Genomic DNA, 19675 nt, shown 5'->3' with positions numbered 1-19675 from the left:
TTTGGCCTGCCGGAGCGTCAAACTTGAACCGGGCTTACTGTCCGGTCGGAACTGCGTTCGGGTCCGCCTGCTGAGCGGGAGCCGCCGGGGCTGGTGCCGGGGCGGCTGCGCCACCAGCGGCCGGAGCCTGGCTGGTAGAAGGAACGCCGTTGTCGGCCGGAGCCGGTGTTGCTGGCGTCGTGGCAGCCGGGCCGAGCGTATCGAGAATGCCGTTACCCTGACCCTGCGTGGCCGGAATACGGTTCAGGATATCGGTCGGGCGTGCTTCGTAGCGGGTCAGAAGACCAAGACCGAGCGAGGTGATGAAGAACAGCGCGGCAAGAATGCCGGTAGTCCGCGTCAGCGCATTGGCCGTTCCCCGTGCGGACATGAAGCCCGAACCGCCGCCGATACCAAGGCCGCCGCCTTCAGAACGCTGGATCAGAACGACGCCAACCAGCGCCAACACGATCATGAGGTGAATAACAATCAAAACGGTCTGCATGACAATCCATTCCATGCCCCGAAAGGAGCACTATAAAGAAGGTTTTGCGGCTCTTTACATGAGGTAGCGGCTTATTCCAAGCCCCCGTGACAGGAAACCGTGTTTCAAGCCGTCAGTTGCTCGTATGCCGCATAGATGGAAAGGAAGTCCGACGCTTTCAAGCTCGCCCCACCGATCAATGCACCATCGACGTTTTCGACGCCCATCAATTCGAGCGCATTGGACGGCTTTACCGAGCCGCCATAAAGGATTCGCATCTTGGCGCCTTCGCCACCGAAGCGCTTGACGAGTTCGTCACGCATGAAGGCGTGCGCCTCGCGCACGTCCTGGACGGTCGGCGTCAGGCCGGTGCCGATGGCCCAGACCGGCTCATAGGCGATGACAGTATTTTGCGCCGATGCGCCATCCGGAAGCGAACCGGCAAGCTGGCGCTTCAGGATATCGAGCGTCTGGCCCGCCTTGCGCTCATCGGCCGTCTCGCCGATGCAGATGATGGCAACCAGTTCGGCCGCGTGCGCAGCCTCTGCCTTGACGCGCACCAGATGGTCGGTTTCCGCATGGTCGGTGCGACGCTCGGAATGGCCGACGATGACGTGGGTACCGAAGCAATCGGCAATCATCTCGGCGGAAATATCACCGGTATGGGCACCCGAAGCGTTCTGATGGCAATCCTGCGCGCCGATCAGCAGCGGGCTATCGTCGCAAAGCGCGGTCGCTACGTAAAGCAGCGTCGAAGGCGGGCAGATCAGTGCGTCCACTTTTTCGGACAGCGCGCCCTTGACGCCTTCGGCCATGGCCTTGATCTGATCGAGGGATGAACGGGTGCCGTTCATCTTCCAGTTTCCGGCAACGAGCGGTCGAACATTCGGCGTCATGCGTATCTAATCCTCTGCTGAAACGGGGTCCACGCCACCCTGGCAGCGTTACCCCTCTCCCCTTGCCCCGATCGCGGTTCGCCCTGCGACGGACAGCCTTAAAAACTCCGACACTCCCTTTAGCCGCAGCCAGTGGCAATTGGTATAAAAAAGCGCCGGTTTGGTTCAGAACCGTGGTTAATTTTGCCGAAATCACGCAAGTTTCATCGATAACGACAATAAAACACCCGTCAACGGCTCAAAATCCAGTTCAGCACCGTCCGCCAGTCGGTCATGCGCACCGGCGTTCCATGCCCCCCGGTCTGAAAAACCGAAAACCGCGCCGGTTGCCCGGCCTTGAGCATGGTTCGGAAAATCGTTGCCTGCTGATCGGCTGAATAGACCTTGTCGACGCTGCCATGGGTAAACCACACCGGCTTCTTCGCCCTGGCAAAAGCGCTCTTCGGGAATTCGGGATCGACCGCACCGCCAAGAATGGCCATACCCTTGAGATCGGCAACGGCTGCGGCATCGCGGCTGATGCCGTAGCAGATGAAGCTGCCCATCGAGGCACAGGTGAGAATGACCGGCATGCCCCCGGAACTGCGCTTTACATCGGCAATCAGCGCGGCAACATCTGCAACACCTTGCGCATCGAAAGAGCGGACGCTCGGCACATAATAGGTGCCGCCATTGGCAGCGGCGAGGTTCTTCAGCCGGTTGAAATTGCCGCCGAAGGTATAATCGTTCATGCCAAGTCGCCGGTCGCCACCGCGCCCGTGGATGAAGATGACGGTGAAGGACTGCCCGGAGGCCGGCCCGACACGTCCGACCTCGACTGCCCTGCCCCCGGCCGTGACGGTTTCGAGCGCCTGCACCCGCTTGATACCCATATCGACATATTGCCGTTTCACGCGGCGCTCGGGCACCTCGTCGCGGCCGTTGATATCGCGCATTTCGTCGTAGTCGAGAACTTCCGAAGCTCCGCCGTCGGCGGTGGAAAGCACCGTCTGACCCGAGAACAGATCGTCCTTGAAAGGCTTGAGCGGCCCGCCCGATGTCTGCGCGGCGACCGGCATCACCGCAACAGTCAGGCAAAAAAGAGTACAAAACGTGAAATGAGCTGTGGACATGCCTTGCTGAACCGTTCCATTAGTTGGCCTGAGACTTGCCATCGCGACGGCGGCGGCGCAATCCTCCTGTTGCGAAACCCTGACATATTCAGTCGTGCAGGAGGCCTCGCCTTTGGCGGACCGGGCGGATTGTAGCGTTTCGCGCTATACTCGCGCCGATTCGCATGGCGAAATTCTGACGACACGATAAGACTTGAACCTTGGGCACGATGGACGACAGCAACGATCTTTTCTCCGGTCTACCGGCAGCACGGCGCGATGAAACGGAAACGCAGGGCGAACCGGCGCAGCCGGCAAACGCCAATACGCAGCCGAAGCCCGCAGCCGTGACACCTGTTGCCGCGCCGGCCGCGACATCTGTTGCGCCGCCCGTGTCATCATCCGGTGACGACTACGGCGCGTCCTCGATCCGCGTGCTCGAAGGACTGGAGCCGGTGCGTATGCGCCCCGGCATGTATATTGGCGGCACCGATGAAAAGGCGCTGCACCATCTGTTTGCCGAAGTCATCGACAACTCGATGGACGAAGCCGTTGCCGGTCACGCCAATTTCATCGAGGTCCATCTCGATGCCGAGGGTTTCCTGACGGTCAGCGACAACGGTCGCGGTATTCCGGTGGAAAACCACCCACAGGTTCCCGGCAAGTCGACGCTTGAAGTGATCATGACCAAGCTGCACGCCGGCGGCAAATTCGACGGCAAGGCCTATGAAACCTCCGGCGGTCTGCACGGGGTCGGCGTCTCGGTCGTCAACGCGCTGTCCGACCTGCTGGAAGTGGAAGTCGCGCGTAACCGCAAGCTCTACCGTCAGCGCTTTTCACGCGGCCTGCCGCTTGGACCGCTGGAAGAGCTTGGTGACGTGCACAACCGTCGCGGCACCCGCGTTCGCTTCCATCCCGATCCGGAAATTTTCGGACCGCACGCCAAGTTCGAAGCTGCCCGCATTTTCCGCATGGCGCGCTCGAAGGCCTATCTGTTCGGCGGCGTCGAAATCCGCTGGAGCTGCGATCCGGGCCTCGTCCAGCAGGGCGGCGAAATCCCGGAAAAGGCGGTTTTCCATTTCCCTGGCGGTCTGAAGGATTATCTGTCTGCCACGCTTGGCAAGGAATTCACCGTCACCCGCGAAATCTTTTCGGGCCGCACGGAAAAGACTGGCGGCCATGGCGCACTGGAATGGGCGGTCACCTGGTATGGCGGCGACACGCAGCTACATTCCTATTGTAACACCATCCCGACGCCCGAAGGCGGCACCCACGAAGCCGGTCTGCGCATTGCGCTGACCAAGGGCCTCAAGAACTATGCGGAGATGACGCAGAACAAGCGCGCCAAAGAGATCACCACCGATGACGTGATGATTTCCGCCGTCGGCATGCTGTCCGTCTTCATTCGCGAACCGGAATTCGTCGGGCAGACCAAGGACAAGCTTGCGACCGTCGAGGCGCAGCGTATCGTCGAAAATGCCCTGCGCGACCCCTTCGACCATTACCTCACCGGCAACCCGGCGGAAGCCGACAAGCTGCTGGAATGGGTGATCGAGCGCGCTGAAGAGCGTCTTCGCCGCCGCAAGGAAAAGGAAGTCAACCGCAAGACGGCCGTGCGCAAGCTGCGCCTGCCCGGCAAGCTGGCGGACTGCGCCCAGAACACCGCCGAAGGTGCTGAACTGTTCATCGTCGAGGGCGACTCGGCTGGCGGTTCGGCCAAGCAGGCGCGTAACCGCGCCAATCAGGCCATTCTGCCGCTGCGCGGCAAGATCCTCAACGTCGGTAGCGCCAGCCGTGAGAAACTCTCTGCCAACCAGCAGATTGCCGATCTCATTCAGGCGCTCGGTTGCGGCACGCGCACGAAATATCGCGAAGAAGATCTGCGTTACGAACGCATCATCATCATGACCGATGCCGACGTCGATGGCGCACATATCGCATCGCTGCTGATCACCTTCTTCTATCAGGAAATGCCGGAACTGATCCGCGGCAACCATCTCTACCTCGCGGTACCGCCGCTCTACGTCATCCGTCAGGGTGCGAAGACCGCCTATGCCCGCGACGACGCCCACCGCGCCGAACTGATGGAAACGACCTTCAAGGGCCGCAAGGTCGAAATCGGTCGCTTCAAAGGTCTTGGCGAGATGATGGCCGCACAGTTGAAGGAAACCACCATGGACCCGGCAAAGCGCACGCTGCTGCGCGTCGAGATCGATGATGTGGATTTCGAAGGCACCCGCGAAGCGGTGGATAACCTGATGGGAACCAAGGCCGACGCCCGTTTCCGCTTCATTCAGGAACGCGCCGCCTTCGCCGAAAATCTGGATATCTGACGCTCAAGCGCAGAGCCATTCGAGCGGCCCGTTCTGCGGGCCGCAATTTTACTTCCCCTTACGTGAACGCTTTATCCTCTCGCGCGTTTTCGCCCGGCCTGATACTGTCGGGGCGGGAGCAAAAAAAGACGTGACTGCAATCTGGGTCGTCATAGCCATTCTGTCGCTGGTCCTCGGGTCCAGCCTTTTTGTCGTTGTCAGCAAACAGCTCGAAAAAACCAGTCCGAAGCGCCCTTCCCGCGCCTTGCCGGTGCATGAAAACCGCACCCCGCTCGACCGTCACTGGCAGGTGATACGCAACGGACGCAATGAGCGAAACGCGCTGTGCCTCCTGCAATCCAACCTCGATGCCTTTGCGGTGCGCGTTGCCACGGCACGCGCCGCCGGACGCAGCCTCGACCTGATGTATTATATGTGGAACGCCGATCTGGCCGGTCGGCTGATGATGCGGGAAATCGTCGCCGCCGCCGACCGTGGCGTTCGCGTGCGCCTTCTTCTCGACGATCTCGGGGTATCGATCTCCGACCGCGTTTTCCATGCCATCGACCGGCATCCGAATATCGACCTCAGGCTGTTCAACCCGACGCGGGCGCGCGAAAACGCCCTGCATCGGGGCGTCGAGCTTCTGCTGCGCTTCGGCAGCGTCAATCGTCGCATGCACAACAAGGCATGGATTGCAGATGGACGCGTCGCAATCGTCGGCGGTCGCAACATTGGTGACGCCTATTTCGACGCGGCAGAGCAGGCCAATTTCCGCGATTTCGACATTCTGGGTTTCGGCAAGGTTGTCGAGGATGCCTCGCTGATCTTCGACGACTACTGGAACAGCGCCGCAGCCGTGCCGGTTCGTTCTCTTCTGGCGCGTCGGCCGAACAAGCTCGCCAGATTGCGCCGCGACCTTGCCGCCCTTCCGAAGAGCGATGCGGCCAAGCCCTATCTGGCCCGTGTCGAAAAACAATATGACAACGGTAACTTCCTGATGTCCGACCGGCTGCATTGGGTCGATGCCGCCGACGTGCTGGCAGATCCGCCTGAGAAGGCTACGGGAAAACGGCGCCAGGGTCACAATTTCCTGATGGAGACGCTGCTGCCGCTGCTGGAAGCCGCCCAGCAGAAGCTGCACATCACCTCCCCCTATTTCATTCCCGGCAAGCAGGGCGTCGCGACCTTCTCCGAACTGGCAAAGGACGGTGTCTGCGTCAACATCCTGACCAATTCGCTGGGAGCAACGGATGTCGCCGCCGTTCACGGCGGTTATGCCCGTTATCGCAAGCCGCTTCTGGCCGGTGGTGTCATCCTTCACGAGTTGCGCCCGCGCGCCGACCACCAGCCACTGTCGCTGCGTGGTTCGGGTCAGGCGAGCCTGCACACCAAGGCCTTCACCCGGGATGGAGAAACCGGTTTCGTCGGCTCGCTGAACTTCGATCCACGGTCCATGTCACTGAACACGGAAATGGGCGTGCTTTTCTCCTCGCCTGCCCTTGTCGAGATGATGGATGCCGTCTTCTGCGAGGAAACCAACAGCACCATGAGCTTTCAGCTCGAAATGACCAGGGGCAACCGCATTGTCTGGTCATGCACGGAAAAAGGCGAACCGAGGCGTTACAGCAGCGAGCCGAACGCCCCGCCGGCACGCCGGCTGATTGCCTGGGTCATGGGCCTGCTGCCGCTGGAATCGCAGCTCTGACGATGAAAGATGATGTCAGGCGGCTGCGGCCTTCGCACCCGCCTTGGCAAGCTGTATCTGCACCAGCGTGTCGAGGTTCTGGTTGACGCGGCAATAGAACTCCTCGTCAATGAACGGCCGCAGCATGAAGTCGTTGCCGCCAGCCTTGAGGAAACGCGCCGATAGCAGCCGGTTGGTCGAAGACGACACACCGATGATGCGCAGCTCGTGCGATCCACGCATGGTGCGTATGCGGCGCGTCAGCTCGAAACCGTCGATATCGGGCATGTTGTAGTCGGTAACAACAAGGCCGATATCCGGATTGGCCTTGAGGATTTCGAGTGCCTTTGCACCGCTGTCGGCAAGGCTGACGCGGAAATTATAGCGCTTGAGACGGCTGGACAACAAGGCACGCGCCGTCGGGCTGTCATCGACGATCAGCACGTGGTGACGATGATTGGTCAGGAACCGGCAGACGGATTCCGTCAGCATGTCAACGGCGAAGATATTGTCCTTGAGGATGTAGTCGACCACGTTCTTGGCGATCAGCGTTTCGCGGGTCGCCTCGTGGAAGGTGCTGGTAAAAACGATGGTCGGGATCGACAGGTCGATCAGATATTCGAGCGCCTCCCCGTTTTCCGCACCCGGCAGATTGATGTTGGAAATCGCCAGCGTCACCGGATCGGAGGAGCGCTCGTAGCACTCCTGCAACTCCTCGAACGAGCGGCAGATTTCGACGGTGACACCCAGCAGCTCTCTCAGCCGCATGCTCACCATCTGGGTAAAGACATTGGTGTCTTCCGCCAGCAGAATACGATTGTTCGTAAAAGGTACGCCGGAATATTGCATTCCGGTAATTCCGAGAAAGTTCATGTGCCCCAAGCCCCCGTCTTTTCACGGGAAAAATAGCCGGGACCATTTGCCGAATGATTAATCGCATTTTCGCCGCGCAACGAGTTTGCGGACATGATTACTCAAAAGAAAATACGGCCCCTGAGGGCCGTATCCATCATGTTCGGATGAGGTGCTGGTCAGCCACGCAAAGCCACGTTGTCAGTATCGAACGGGCTCTCCTGCACGACCTCGGCATCATAGAGAACGCCGAGAATACGCACCTTGAGTTTGGTGCCGATGGCAGCATGTGCAGGTGCCAGCATGGCAAGCGCCACCGACTTGTTGATACGCCAGCCGAAACCGCCGCTTGTGACGCGTCCGACCAGTGCGCCGCTTTCGTCGTAGATCGCTTCCGACCCACGCGCATCGACATCGCTATTGCCTGAAACGATCAGCGTCGAGAAGATCCATTTGACGCCTGCCTCCTTGTAGGCCACCAGCGCATCGCGGCCGATAAAGGATTTTTCGGGGCGCAGGAAACGGTCGAGACCGGACTCATAGGCGTTGTATTCCACCGAAAGCTCACGCCCCATGTTGCGGTAGGACTTTTCGACAGCCATCGACACCATCGCCCGGATGCCGAACGGCTTGATCCCGAATTCAGCCCCCGCCTCCATCAACCGGTCGAAGATGTAATTCTGCATTTCGATTGGGTGGTGCAGTTCCCAGCCGAGTTCACCGACAAAGTTGACGCGCAAGGCATGAGCGGTGGCGACACCGACGGAAATCTGCTTTGCCGTCAGCCACGGGAAATCCTTGTTTTCAAGACTGGTACGGGTCAGCTTCTTCAGAAGATCACGCGACTTCGGCCCTGCCAGCACCAGCACCCCGTATTTCTGGGTAATGGGCTGCAGCACGACCGAACCGTCACCCGGCAGCAGCCGGAACAGCGTATCGTGGTCATGAGCCTCCAGACCGCCCGCCGAAACCAGGTAGAAACGACCCGGTGCCCATTCGTAGACGGTGAACTCTGCCTTCACGCCACCATTCGGCGTCAGAAGATGCGTCAGCGCGATACGGCCGCGCTTCTTCGGCACCGTATTGGCGAGAATGCTGTCCAGCCAGGCGCGAGCGCCCGGACCCGAAACTTCAATCTTGGCGAAAGCCGACATGTCGAGCACGCCGGCATTCTGGTGAACGTTCTTCACCTCGTTGCCGACATGCTCGAAATAGTTTGAGCGGCGGAACGACCACTTTTCAACGAAACGGCCATCGTCCAGCGGTGGCGCGTAGTTGTGGCTGGTGATGACATCGACACCAACACCCTTTTCGCTCTCCGGCAACTCGTAACCTTCGGGCGCATACCAGTTGGCACGTTCCCAGCCATAGACGGAACCGAACACACCGCCGAGCTTCTTCAGGCGGTCGTAAACCGGTGTCGTCTTCAGCGGGCGGGCTGCCGAACGCTCCTCATCCGGGTAGTGCATGGTGAAGACGTTGGCATAGGCCTCCTCATTTTTGGCAATGAGATAGCCTTCCGTTGCGTAAGGTCCGAAGCGACGTGGATCGACACCCATCAGATCGAGCGTCGGCTCGCCATCGACAATCCATTCGGCAAGCTGCCAGCCGGCACCACCGGCAGCAGTGATGCCGAAGGAGTGGCCCTCGTTCAGCCAGAAGTTCTTGAGCCCCGGCGCCGGGCCGACAATCGGGTTGCCATCCGGCGTATAGGCGATCGCGCCATTATAGACCTTCTTGATGCCGACCTCGCCAAAGGCTGGAACGCGCACCATCGCAGCCTCGATATGCGGCATCAGGCGGTCGAGTTCTTCCTGGAACAGTTCGTATTCGCTGTCGTCGGAGGGACCGTCGACATAACAGACCGGTGCACCAACTTCGTATGGGCCAAGGATCAGGCCACCGGCCTCCTCGCGCATGTACCAGGCGGAATCGGATTCGCGCAGCACGCCCATTTCTGGCAGGCCCTGCTTGCGACGTTCCAGAATGGCCGGATGCGGTTCCGTGACGATATACTGATGCTCCACCGGAATGACGGGGATATTGATGCCGACCATCTCGCCTGTCTTGCGGGCAAAGGAGCCGGTACAGGAAATGATATGCTCGGCGATGATCTCGCCCTTATCCGTTGTCACCTTCCAGTGACCGTCTTCAAGCTGTTCGATGCCGGTAACGGAGGTGTTGCGGTAAATGGTGGCGCCGCGATCACGCGCCCCCTTGGCCAGCGCCTGCGTCAGATCGGCAGGCTGGATGTAACCGTCGTCGGGATGCTGGATGGCACCGAGAAGCCCTTCCGTCTCGCAGAGCGGCCAGACTTCCTTGATCTGTTCGGGGGTGAGGATGTTGACCTTGATGCCGATGGTTTCGGCAATGCCGGCATAATACATATATTCGTCCCAGCGATCTTTGGTCCGGGCGAGACGAATGTTGGAGACTTTCGCAAAACCGACATTCATGCCGGTTTCTTCCTGAAGCTCCTCATAGAACTTCACCGAATATTTGTGGATCTGGCCGACCGAGTAGCTCATGTTGAACAGCGGCAAGAGGCCCGCTGCATGCCATGTCGAGCCGGATGTCAGTTCCTTGCGCTCGATCAGAACGCTGTCGCTCCAGCCCTTTCTGGCAAGATGATAGAGCGTCGACACGCCAACAACGCCGCCGCCGATCACCACTGCCCGTGCATGTGTCTTCATTTACAGAACCCCTCATGAGCGCCGGCCTCGTGCAAGTGTGCCGACAAATCGATGAGGAGAATATGAAGCGACTGATTTGCGTTCAGCCGCCTGATTGCGACATGGCCAATGGGTGCTGCGACAGGGCTGAAAATGCCGTCATCCGTCTGTCGGTGGGTCGCCGTCTCCAGACGTAGACACAACGCCCCACCGCAGAAGATATTACCGACGCGCCTCGGACACGGACTTGCTGGGCTGTTCGGCGCCCTTGTCATCCCTGTTGTCTTCCTTCGGCGTCTGCGCGACCTTCGCCGATGCGGCAGCGGTACGCGACACGACCGTCTTGTCGCCTTCCTCTTCAAGGATTGCCGCCAGCATTTGCGGATTGTTTTCACCATCCACGTGGATGTTCAGATTGCGCTGCGGGAACGGAATTTCGATGCCTTCCTCGCGGAAGCGCTTGAGGATGGCGATGCGCAATGCGTTCTTGACGGTCAGACCGCTGGAGAGGTCAGCGAGATGGAAACGCAGTTCGAAATCCAGGGCGAAATCACCAAACCGCATGAATTCCACATGCGGTTCCGGATTGCGCAGCACCGGCGGCTGCGCCCGTACCAGCTCGAGGAGAATATCCATCACCTGCTGCGGATCGGCATTGTAGGACACCGAAACGGGAATTTCCGCACGCATGATGCGGTTGCGGTGGGTCCAGTTTCCGACAGAGGCGTTGATGAATTCCGAGTTCGGCACGATGATTGACTGCCCACGGAAGGTTTCGATTTCGGTCGCACGCACCGACAGGCGCTTGACGGTGCCCTCGGTCGTGCCTGTCACCACCCAGTCACCAACCTTGAATGGGCGCTCGACCAGCAGGATGAGGCCGGACACAAAGTTCGACACGATGTTTTGCAGGCCAAAACCGATACCGACCGACAGTGCCGAGGCGACCAGCGCCAGACTGGAAAGATTAAGCCCCGCCGACGAAACGCCGAAGATCGCCGCAACGGCAATACCGAGATAACCGATACCCGTCTTGACGGAGTTGCGCACGCCGGCATCCACCTGACCGCGCGCCATGACGTTGTTATCAAGCCACTTCTGGAACCAGCGGGTGATGGTGTAGCCGATGGCGAAGACCATAACGCCACCGAACAGCCCAAGCAGCGAAATCGAGGCGTTGCCGACGGTAATGCCTGTCAGCAGACGATACGCCCAGCTTTCGATGTCGCCCGGCTGGAAGCCCCAGGAGAACAGGATGAGCGGCACACCGAAGAACAACGCGACGACATAGATGCCGAGACCGGCGGCAAGACCGGCCTGATCGAGCGGCACCGGGCCGAGATTATAGCGCCGCTGCAGGAAGCGGCCGGCCAGGGATTCGGCAAAAGCGCCCTGTCGGGAAATCGCCTTGCCCGAGAGGATGCCGATATACATCGTTGCCAGCACCGCGCCGGTCGCGACGATCTGCGTGGCCAGGAAGCGCGCAAGGCCGACATAACCGGTGAGGCACGCGCCGATGAGAATGAGGCCACCAACCCGCAGCAGAATGACGAGCCAGCGCGGCAGGCGCTGGTTGCCGGTATCGTGGTCCTGCCCCTCGCCGATGACCGGTCGCAGGAACGACACGGCGAGAAGAATGACGCCGATGGTCACAGACGCAATGAAGCTCTTGGCCACAGTGACGATCAGAGGCGAATAGAGCGTCTCGCTGATGGTTCCGAACAGATAGTCGAGTCCATTGACCAGCGCCATCAGAACGACGGCTGTCGAGAGCGTATGCGCGCCCTTGTTCGAGACCTGCAGCAAACGCCATTCCGGCTGCGTTGGCGCAAAAATCGCGTAGCTCAGCCGCGATACGAAGTAGACGAAGCCGATGATCGCCATGGCGCCGAACAGGATCGGCGCGATATCGGACCGCAGGACATTGAAATTGTCGAGGAAGAAGGCCGAGGTGATGAGGAACAGGAACAGCGAGAGCGACTGAACCATCGTCGACCAGAAGGCGAGCGACAGGCGTCGCAGATAAGACGGTTCACCCGAAAACGCCCGCCGGTCCATGCGGCTGCCGAAAAAGCGATAGCCGCCGACCAGGAAGAGCATCGCCGCCATCACGGAAAGCGCCACCGCGCCGAACATCGGAAGGCGCTTGTAGTTCCAGACGAACGTTACCCAGCTGCTGACGGCGTTGTTGAGATTGGAGAGTTCGTCGACAAAGGCAGACGTGGCTTCTGTAAATGTGGCCGCGGACAGGTCCGTCCGCTTGAACAGTGTCGCGGCAAACAGCGCACGGCGGACAGCCGTGATGTTGTTGGAAATCTGCGCCGCATTGGTAGCGATGCTGTCCACCTCGCCGGCAATGGCATTCACTTCGGCCCGTTCGGACGTCAGACGGGTGCGCTCTTCGGTAACGACGCTGGCTTCGGGCGCCTGCCCTTCGGCTGGCGGTTCGCCAAGCGCATCAAGCCGGGCCTTGATCTGGTCGAGGCGCGCACGCAGCTTGCTGTTGGTCGCACCCGCGTCACCGGCGATCTGGTCGACCTGCCCCTTCATATCCACCAGTTTGGCATCGTCGTTGCCACCCGCCTCTATCTGGCTGGTCACTCTGGCGACATCGGCCTTCCAGCGTTCGAGATCGGTTTTGGCCTGCTCGGAAACCGATTGCTGGATTCCGACAGCGGTTGGCGGCGTTTCCTCCTGGGCGGAAGCCTGCATTGCGGAAAAGAACATTCCGCCAATGAGGGCCAGCACAATCGCCCCGATGAATTTATGCCGCTTGTCAAACATCAACCGCACTCCGTTCCTTTCCGTCGTCTCGATCATCGCACCCGGCCCGTCAATGCCCGACACCTTGAAAACTACCCGCAAAAGGGGTGTTTCCCCAAGGATTGCCTTGCCTTCCAACGCGAGAATCACCACCTTTGATACTGCAGCAATCATGGGAGGAAATCATGGAATCTGCTGGCATTGGCTGGATTGCAGCCATCATCATCGGTGGCATCGCCGGGTGGCTCGCCGAACAATTCATGAAAAGCAATATGGGTGTTTTCATGAACATCCTACTTGGAATCGTCGGCGCGGTCGTCGCCAACGCCATTCTTGCCGTTTTCGGAATCGTTTTGACGGGTTGGCTCGGTTATCTCATCGCCGGATTCGTCGGCGCATGTATTTTGATCGCGATCGGGCGAATGTTCAGACGCGGATAGCGAAAAAAAAGAAAAGCCGGAAAACCCCGGTTTTCCGGCACTTTTCGCGATTGCCGAAATTTTTCTGTCATAAAAATCGAAGAAAATTCATTTCGACGCTAGACAACCAGAATGATCCTCTTTATACGGCCTCTCACACCGCCAGACGGCGGGCGGCGGGTGATTAGCTCAGTTGGTAGAGCAGCTGACTCTTAATCAGCGGGTCGTAGGTTCGAGCCCTACATCACCCACCAAATTCTCTCAAAAAGACAATACGTTGCTGATTTTCGTTAAAGCGCTTTCGAGGCGCTTGGCGTAGCGGTTTCAGCCTGAACGTGGTCAATCTTCTCCGACACTTTGAAGTCTCTGCCCGGCACCAAGGGAATGATGGCGGCGACGTCCCGTATTGACGTCTCTCTGCCGATTGCCGCATCGCAGCAATGGCCTCACCACACATAAACGGCATCAGAGCAATAAATTTCATGTAAAACGCGAGTACCATGCGATTTTATATTCAGGGATTGCATCGGTTAATCACCGAACCCCGTTGAAACCATGAAATTTAACCACGCCAAGTGATACAAATTGCAACAGCTATTCTTCCCTGTATTTCTCTCCCGACACAACATGGATTGGAGGGGAACAATGAAATTGAATTTGGTCGCAGTCGCGGTCTTTAGCGCGGCAATGACGGTTGCCGGTGCTTCCCACGCGGAAGATCTCGTCTTCACGCTGAAGAACGGCACCAATTCCGTCCTGAACGCATTTTACACCTCACCGGTCGGCGTCGACGATTGGGAAAATGACGTTTTCGGCAAACAGGCGCTCGGTCCGGGAGAAGCGATCGAGATCACCATCGCCGATGGCCGCACCGTATGCAAATACGACATGCGCTTCGAATTTCAGGGCGACGAGCTGGAAGATCTCGAAGACACGCAGGACCTCTGTGAACTCGGCGAATACACAATCACCGAATAGGTGAAGGCGAGACGGCCCGCCCGACAGACGCTTCGCTGATGATTCAGCGAAGCCGCGAGGGTGGAATTTGCCTTTGATTTGCCCCACCCGTTAAAATTTCCGGATCGACCGCGTTTTTCCCCAAAGCTGTCTTAATCGTACTTATGATTAAGACCATGAGACTGATCACCAATATAGTGCTGTTCGTTCTCGGCATCGTCGGAAGCGGAACGCTTGCATTTTTATTGTCGTCGGCGCTTGCCGCAAATGGCCTTCTCGGCTCCTGTTTCGAGGGAAGCTGCGGTTACGCTGCCCTCTTCATGGTTGCCCCGCTCGCCTGGTTCGTCATGTTCGCCCTTTATGTCATGGCCCTGCTGATCTGGCGAAAAAAGCCATTTAGAAGTGAAAAATTGTGAGATCACGACGCTGACGACACGTAACCCGACGTCTCGGTTGCAAACACCACCAACCGTTCGTTGACAGTCGTTGCGACTTCCCGCTAACGTCCGGCTGCTGTGGGGAATCGCTGTCTGCGATGCGTGCGAGATATCAGGTCTTGCTGCATCACGGGCCTCTGAAGAGACATGTCGCCACTATGTATGGCGTGCGACATGCGGGAAAACAGGGAGACTAAACGATGCGGGCCGCCATTAACCCACCATCGCTTTCCATCGGCACGCTCGACTATCAATCGGAATGCCAGTTCGCACTTGAACCATCGATCCAGGGGTTGCTCGAGAAGGCAATCGATGCCGGATGGAACCGCCAGCAGGCCGCCATGGCCATCATTGCACTGGCAAGCGAACATGTCGGCGACTTTACCTCCGAGATTGTTCTGTCAGAACAGCGCCCGCTCTGCTGAGAGCGCGCCAGACGACGGGAGGCGGGTATCTGCCCGCCATTCATCCCGAACAGTGAGAAGCCGCTCCTGAGCCGCCCTCCTCCCTTCTTACCCCATTTCCAGACAGGACTTGCCCACGCTGCCACAGTGTTGACATCAACCGCCATTAATGAGAACATAAAGTGAACATTATGGAGGTCAGCATGAACAGGCCAGACATCACCATAGAAAATGCACTGTCCGTTGTTGCCCGCTCGCAGAGCATGCGGGAGCGCGCACTGGAAAGACGGCGTGAGTTGCAGCGGCGCACCGAAGTCATCACCACCCGCCCGCTCTATGTTCTGAAAAAGCGCCCCGTGGAGCGGCAGCTTTCTCTGAAGCTGGATAGCTGATTGCAGCTATAAAAATGAAAATCCCGCGCGAACCAGATGCCACGCGGGATGATCGTATGAAGATGTCGCCAGGCTTATTGCATGCGTTGCAGTGCAGCTTCCGGCTCTCCCACCGTCGTCGATGATGGAAGGCGGTCTGTCTTCTTGAGAACAAGGATCGGTTTTTCCACCGGATCAGACGGCGGAACGATGCTGGCGGTCTTGAATTCGCGATCTACGGCTGGAACGGATGCGTTGATCTGCTGATGACCTGCGCATTCCGCAAACGCTGCGCTGGCGGAAAAACCAAGTACAGCGGCGATTATGAGAACTGATTTCATGTCATTCTCCCTTCGCTATTATGGCGATCTCCAGTCTATGTGGAGATCTTGCTGATTGAAAATCACACTTTAGTGGGCACTAAAAAACGGCAATACAGTCTGCGCACCAATCTTCTCTTGCACGAGGCAAGAAAAACCGGATCAAACACCGCTACCCTTTTTGCACATCATGTGTTTTTGGGCCCCGGGAACGGCGGAATATCATCGCTGCGAAACTTCCCTTGAGGGGAATGATGATCGGATGATACGTCGATACCGTTTCCGTGTTTGCGGCCTTAATCGTTCTTCCAGCTGTGGAATTCTGCTGCATGGCACGCCTCCTTCCGAGGCGTTAACGACAGACATGCCGTCTTGTTCCCTCAGCTATCCCTGCAAATGCTTGAAAGCGGCGCTGCAAAGGCTTATATCGCTCTCGCGAGGACGACCTCGGCCATCATGGCAATCGCATCGGGACGGCCCGGACATCAACCGGAGAACACCATGCGTTCCCTTGCAGATCGTATCCGCCACGCGCTCAGCTTTGAAATCATCGGTCTTTTGCTGGTCGTTCCGCTAGGTGCGCTGGTTTTCGGCATGCCGATGGAAGACATCGGTATCGTCGGTGTGGTCAGCGCCACGCTGGCAACCACCTGGAACTATCTCTACAACCTGATCTTCGATCACGCCATGCAGCGCCTGAAGGGTACCACCCTCAAGACGCCAGCAATCCGTGTCGCCCATGCCGTGCTGTTCGAGATCGGCCTGCTGATCGCGTTGATGCCATTCATCGCCTGGTATCTCGGCATCAGCCTCATGCATGCGCTGGTGATGGATATCTCGTTCGCGCTGTTCTACGTGGTCTATGCCTTCATATTCAATCTGGCCTACGACAAGCTGTTCCCGCTGCCTGAGTGGCAGACAGAAGCGGCGGCCGAATAGGTCGCCCTACCCCCTCTGAGCGCAATCTCAGCGCAACGACGCCTTGAAGAAGGCCACCACGCCTTCGTTGAGCGTGCGGTGAAACGCCACCCGGTCAAACCCCTTTTCATCGCCGCAAACCTGCGGCGCCATCTCTGCCATTTCGGCCGGACACGGGGCGACAAATGAAAAATGCCCTGCCCCATCCACCGTATGAAACTCGGGCTTTGCCGGCAGGTTGTCGCGCAGTGCCGCAAAATCCTCCGGCGTAACACCGTCGCCACCGCGCTCCGACCGCCAGAGCTGGACAGGGATCGTAATCGTTCGCAGATCGTCGGCATCGGGAAAAGCATTCAGCGGATCGGCAACGGACACGGCCTTCACTCTGGCATCACGAAAGGCATCCTGCATTCCCACGCCTTCTTCCTTCATCCCGGCGCAGACTGTCGCCTGCCCCTCAGGACACGGCAGCGTGGCATTCTTCCAATCGGCAACAGCACCGGCAAGCAGAAGCGCCGTATAGCCGCCACGCGAAAAGCCGAAGACACCAATCTTATCGGCATCGATGAAACGACTGTCCGTCCAGTCGCCAAGCAGATGATCGAGCAGGCGGATCACATCGGACGGGCGCTCGGTCAGTGCCGAAACCTCGCCGGCCCGTGTCATGTCGAGAGCACTGTCGCCGGGATGATTGATCGCCACCACCAGAAAGCCGGCATCCGCCAGCGCCGTAGCCGTATCGCGGTGGCTGAGATAGGTGCCTTCAAAGCCATGCGAAATGACCACGAGCGGATATTTCCCCTCGGCGATGTCGCAATCGCGCACGGCGGGCAGCACAAAAGGTCCAATACGGGTGTCAACCGGCGCTGCCGCACAGGGCGACCAGAGTGCCGCCCTTATCGACGGTTTGCCTTGAGACGAAGGCACTTCAACCAGCCGCAGGCCCGCCGCCCAGGCGACACCGGTCTGCGCAACAATGGAAAGAGCAGCAACCAACAGCAGCGTTGAAATTCGCATGAGGACCTCGCATGTCGACAACATCAGGTGCGGCCGGTCAAAACCGGCCGCGACCGCGCGCACAGCGTTTCCATGTCAGGAATGACGACAGCCGGTTAAAGCGACTTCAGCGTCCAGCTTACGATATCGCGCGTTGCGGACGCGAAGGCCTGATCGAGTGCCTTGACGAGATTGGCATTACCCGAGCCGCTGACGCGGGCACCGGCGCGGAATACTTCCTGCGCCTTGACCGTGCCGTTGCGATCGTTGAGCAGCTTCACCGAGATTTCGATGTTGGCGACATTGCGCGCCGTATCGATCTCGAAGGCGCGGATATCGGTCACGACCTGATAGTCGATGGCAAGGCCCTGCCCCGGCCGTCCGACACCACCCAGTTTGCCGGTATCTTCAAACGCTTCAACCAGCTTCGACTGCACCATGCGCGGCAGGCGATCGCTCCACTGCGAATTGGCGAGATACTGCACTTCCGATCCCGAAAGCCGCACAACGATGTTCTCGCTGTCGAGCGCCTTCAGAGCGGTGGGATCGGCAATCAGCAACTGCCGGCTTTTCAGCGATGGTCCCTGCGTCTCGCCAGCCGACGAAACCGACAGATCGAACGTGTCGTTCTTCGGGCTTCCGGCACATCCGGCCAGCAGCGCGGATACCAGCGGAACCAGCAAAAGGGTGCGGCGTGTATTGCCGCTGATCAGTCGTCTTTTCACCCCAAAACCCCTCTTAACGCCTGGTCCTGCCATCGTATTGTTTCACGGTTTCGCCCCCGAAAATCAACCGTTGCGGATCGCGGTCGATATTGGTGATCGCATTGTTCAGATTGTCGACGGTCTGTCGCGTGCTGCCGATCAGCGCCTGGAAGTCCTTCAGACCGGAGCCGGAGAACCGGGTCAGATTGTCGGCAATCGGACCGATGCGCGCATTGAGATTGTCGGCCACCGCCTTGAAGGACACCAGCGTCTCGCGCGCCTTGGCAAACAGCGAGTTGGCATCCTCGGTTCCAAGCATGGTGTCGATCTTGGCAAGAATGCCATCGACACGGCTGGATGCAAGGTTCAGCTTGCGTCCCATTTCGGTGAAGTCGGACACGGCCTGATCGATATCGGCGCGGCGTGCGCCCACATCATCGGCAATCTGCTTGAAGTTGGCGACCGCATCGCGTGCGTCGGCAGTGGCGGTGGACACATCGTCCACGACATTGCCTACCTTGGCCGGATCGACGGAAGCCAGAAGCGCGTCGGCGCGCTTGACGACAGTCTGCACCTCGGTGCTGGCAGCCTCGAAGTTGCGCGCAGTGCTCTGCACCGTTTCCATGATGCCCTGAATATCGCTCGATGCGGTGGCGACATCCTTCGTCACCTTGTCGACATTGGTCAGAATGGAATCGATCTTGCCGGCATCGACTGCCTTCACCAGATCCTCAACGGCCGTCAACGTGCTGTCGAGACGCACCGAAACGGACTGCACGGTCGTAGAGAGCGAGCTCAGGCTGGCGATGAAGGTCTTGATGCCATCGGAGTTGGCAGCCAGCGCATCCGAAAACTTCTCGGCGTTGCGCACCGTCTGCGTCAACGGTCCACGCGCATCCTGCACGAAGCCCTGCAGCTCGCCGATGGCGCCATCGGCGCGCTTCAAAATCTTGTCGGCAGTGGCAAGCAGGTTGGTCACGCTCGAAAGATCGGCTGTCAGTTCGGCAGGAACACCGGTATCAACGGCTTTCTGGAGAATGCGCTCGCCATCCTTGTTGCCGCCGGACAGCTCGATGTAGGCGGCACCGGTCAGGCCCTGAATTTCAAGCACGGCGCGGGTCGAAGGAAACACCGGCGCATCGGCCTGCACTTCGGTGAAGGCAATGGAATAGGCCGGATCGTCGCGGTCGATGGCAAGCCCGCGCACCGTACCAACCGGAATACCGTTGAAGCGCACCGGCGAACCGACCGAAAGGCCGTTTGCCGAGCCGGGAATACGCACGGTGAGCTGCGCTGTCGGCCCACCACGGCCGAACTCAGCCATCCAGTAGACAAAGCCGAAAGCAGCGGCGATCACGATCAGGGTGAAAATTCCGACAATGGTGTAGTTCGCCTTGGTTTCCATACTGTTCG

18 protein-coding genes and 1 tRNA gene are annotated in these 19675 nt (G+C 58.9%); 9 read left to right on the top strand and 10 right to left on the bottom strand.

The genetic code is table 11. The annotated features are described in order from the left end of the window. Positions 1–34: 34 nt before the first annotated feature. The 3 genes from secG to ACIQT8_RS01965 all read right to left on the bottom strand — a co-directional run bounded on the left by secG (position 35) and on the right by ACIQT8_RS01965 (position 2471). Positions 35–484, bottom strand: coding sequence for a preprotein translocase subunit SecG (secG, locus tag ACIQT8_RS01975; protein WP_138793130.1), 450 nt, complete (start codon positions 482–484; stop codon positions 35–37). 104 nt (positions 485–588) lie between these two features. Next, positions 589–1359, bottom strand: a complete 771-nt coding sequence (gene tpiA / locus ACIQT8_RS01970) for a triose-phosphate isomerase (protein WP_400962815.1) — start codon at positions 1357–1359, stop codon at positions 589–591. Between the two features lie 230 nt (positions 1360–1589). After that, positions 1590–2471, bottom strand: coding sequence for an alpha/beta hydrolase (locus ACIQT8_RS01965; RefSeq protein WP_400962812.1), 882 nt, complete (start codon positions 2469–2471; stop codon positions 1590–1592). 209 nt (positions 2472–2680) lie between these two features. Between ACIQT8_RS01965 and parE the strand changes: the two genes are divergently transcribed. Together parE and ACIQT8_RS01955 are read left to right on the top strand one after the other, a co-directional pair. Beyond that, positions 2681–4783 (top strand): DNA topoisomerase IV subunit B, encoded by a 2103-nt coding sequence (gene parE, locus ACIQT8_RS01960; protein ID WP_262526079.1) that lies wholly within the window; start codon positions 2681–2683, stop codon positions 4781–4783. A 130-nt stretch (positions 4784–4913) separates the two neighbouring features. Beyond that, on the top strand, positions 4914–6470 hold the full coding sequence (locus ACIQT8_RS01955) for a phospholipase D family protein (protein ID WP_400962809.1): 1557 nt from the start codon (positions 4914–4916) through the stop codon (positions 6468–6470). Positions 6471–6485: 15 nt separating this feature from the next. Here ACIQT8_RS01955 and ACIQT8_RS01950 read toward each other — a convergent pair whose 3' ends face one another. The 3 genes from ACIQT8_RS01950 to ACIQT8_RS01940 all read right to left on the bottom strand — a co-directional run bounded on the left by ACIQT8_RS01950 (position 6486) and on the right by ACIQT8_RS01940 (position 12685). Next, positions 6486–7322, bottom strand: coding sequence for a response regulator (locus ACIQT8_RS01950; protein WP_138793135.1), 837 nt, complete (start codon positions 7320–7322; stop codon positions 6486–6488). Positions 7323–7480: 158 nt separating this feature from the next. Beyond that, the gene (locus ACIQT8_RS01945) at positions 7481–9994 is read right to left on the bottom strand and encodes an FAD-dependent oxidoreductase (RefSeq protein WP_400962805.1); all 2514 of its coding nucleotides are present in this window, start codon (positions 9992–9994) and stop codon (positions 7481–7483) included. A 201-nt stretch (positions 9995–10195) separates the two neighbouring features. Then, complete coding sequence (locus ACIQT8_RS01940; RefSeq protein ID WP_138793224.1) at positions 10196–12685, bottom strand: mechanosensitive ion channel family protein; 2490 nt, start codon at positions 12683–12685, stop codon at positions 10196–10198. A gap of 236 nt (positions 12686–12921) precedes the next feature. On the opposite strand from ACIQT8_RS01940, the gene ACIQT8_RS01935 reads away from it, so the two are divergent. The 6 genes from ACIQT8_RS01935 to ACIQT8_RS01910 all read left to right on the top strand — a co-directional run bounded on the left by ACIQT8_RS01935 (position 12922) and on the right by ACIQT8_RS01910 (position 15345). Then, positions 12922–13176, top strand: a complete 255-nt coding sequence (locus tag ACIQT8_RS01935) for a GlsB/YeaQ/YmgE family stress response membrane protein (RefSeq protein ID WP_138793137.1) — start codon at positions 12922–12924, stop codon at positions 13174–13176. A gap of 157 nt (positions 13177–13333) precedes the next feature. Continuing rightward, positions 13334–13409 (top strand) — tRNA-Lys (locus ACIQT8_RS01930). 391 nt (positions 13410–13800) lie between these two features. Next, complete coding sequence (locus ACIQT8_RS01925; RefSeq protein ID WP_400962802.1) at positions 13801–14133, top strand: hypothetical protein; 333 nt, start codon at positions 13801–13803, stop codon at positions 14131–14133. A 143-nt stretch (positions 14134–14276) separates the two neighbouring features. Next, positions 14277–14528, top strand: a complete 252-nt coding sequence (locus ACIQT8_RS01920) for a hypothetical protein (RefSeq protein ID WP_400962799.1) — start codon at positions 14277–14279, stop codon at positions 14526–14528. A gap of 221 nt (positions 14529–14749) precedes the next feature. After that, entirely contained in the window at positions 14750–14974 is a 225-nt protein-coding gene (locus tag ACIQT8_RS01915; RefSeq protein ID WP_138793140.1) for a hypothetical protein, read from the top strand. A gap of 182 nt (positions 14975–15156) precedes the next feature. Further along, complete coding sequence (locus tag ACIQT8_RS01910; RefSeq protein WP_138793141.1) at positions 15157–15345, top strand: hypothetical protein; 189 nt, start codon at positions 15157–15159, stop codon at positions 15343–15345. A gap of 74 nt (positions 15346–15419) precedes the next feature. Here ACIQT8_RS01910 and ACIQT8_RS01905 read toward each other — a convergent pair whose 3' ends face one another. Continuing rightward, positions 15420–15665: a hypothetical protein gene (locus tag ACIQT8_RS01905; RefSeq protein ID WP_138793142.1), complete on the bottom strand. Its 246-nt coding sequence runs from the start codon at positions 15663–15665 to the stop codon at positions 15420–15422. Between the two features lie 480 nt (positions 15666–16145). Between ACIQT8_RS01905 and ACIQT8_RS01900 the strand changes: the two genes are divergently transcribed. Further along, positions 16146–16583, top strand: a complete 438-nt coding sequence (locus tag ACIQT8_RS01900; protein WP_400962795.1) for a PACE efflux transporter — start codon at positions 16146–16148, stop codon at positions 16581–16583. Positions 16584–16610: 27 nt separating this feature from the next. Here the strand turns inward: ACIQT8_RS01900 and ACIQT8_RS01895 are convergent, their stop codons facing one another. From ACIQT8_RS01895 to ACIQT8_RS01885, 3 genes are all read right to left on the bottom strand, one after another. Further along, complete coding sequence (locus ACIQT8_RS01895; protein ID WP_400962792.1) at positions 16611–17579, bottom strand: alpha/beta hydrolase family protein; 969 nt, start codon at positions 17577–17579, stop codon at positions 16611–16613. 95 nt (positions 17580–17674) lie between these two features. Continuing rightward, complete coding sequence (locus ACIQT8_RS01890; RefSeq protein WP_400962789.1) at positions 17675–18316, bottom strand: ABC-type transport auxiliary lipoprotein family protein; 642 nt, start codon at positions 18314–18316, stop codon at positions 17675–17677. Continuing rightward, positions 18297–19667, bottom strand: coding sequence for an MlaD family protein (locus tag ACIQT8_RS01885; protein ID WP_262526090.1), 1371 nt, complete (start codon positions 19665–19667; stop codon positions 18297–18299). Before ACIQT8_RS01885 ends, ACIQT8_RS01890 begins: the two co-directional genes overlap by 20 nt. Between the last annotated feature and the right edge of the window lie 8 nt (positions 19668–19675).

The sequence above is a fragment of the Agrobacterium sp. NPDC090273 genome, assembly GCF_044772305.1.
Classification (GTDB): domain Bacteria; phylum Pseudomonadota; class Alphaproteobacteria; order Rhizobiales; family Rhizobiaceae; genus Agrobacterium.
Note: the sequence above shows the minus strand (reverse complement) of the source record. Positions and strands in the feature narration are given on the sequence as shown.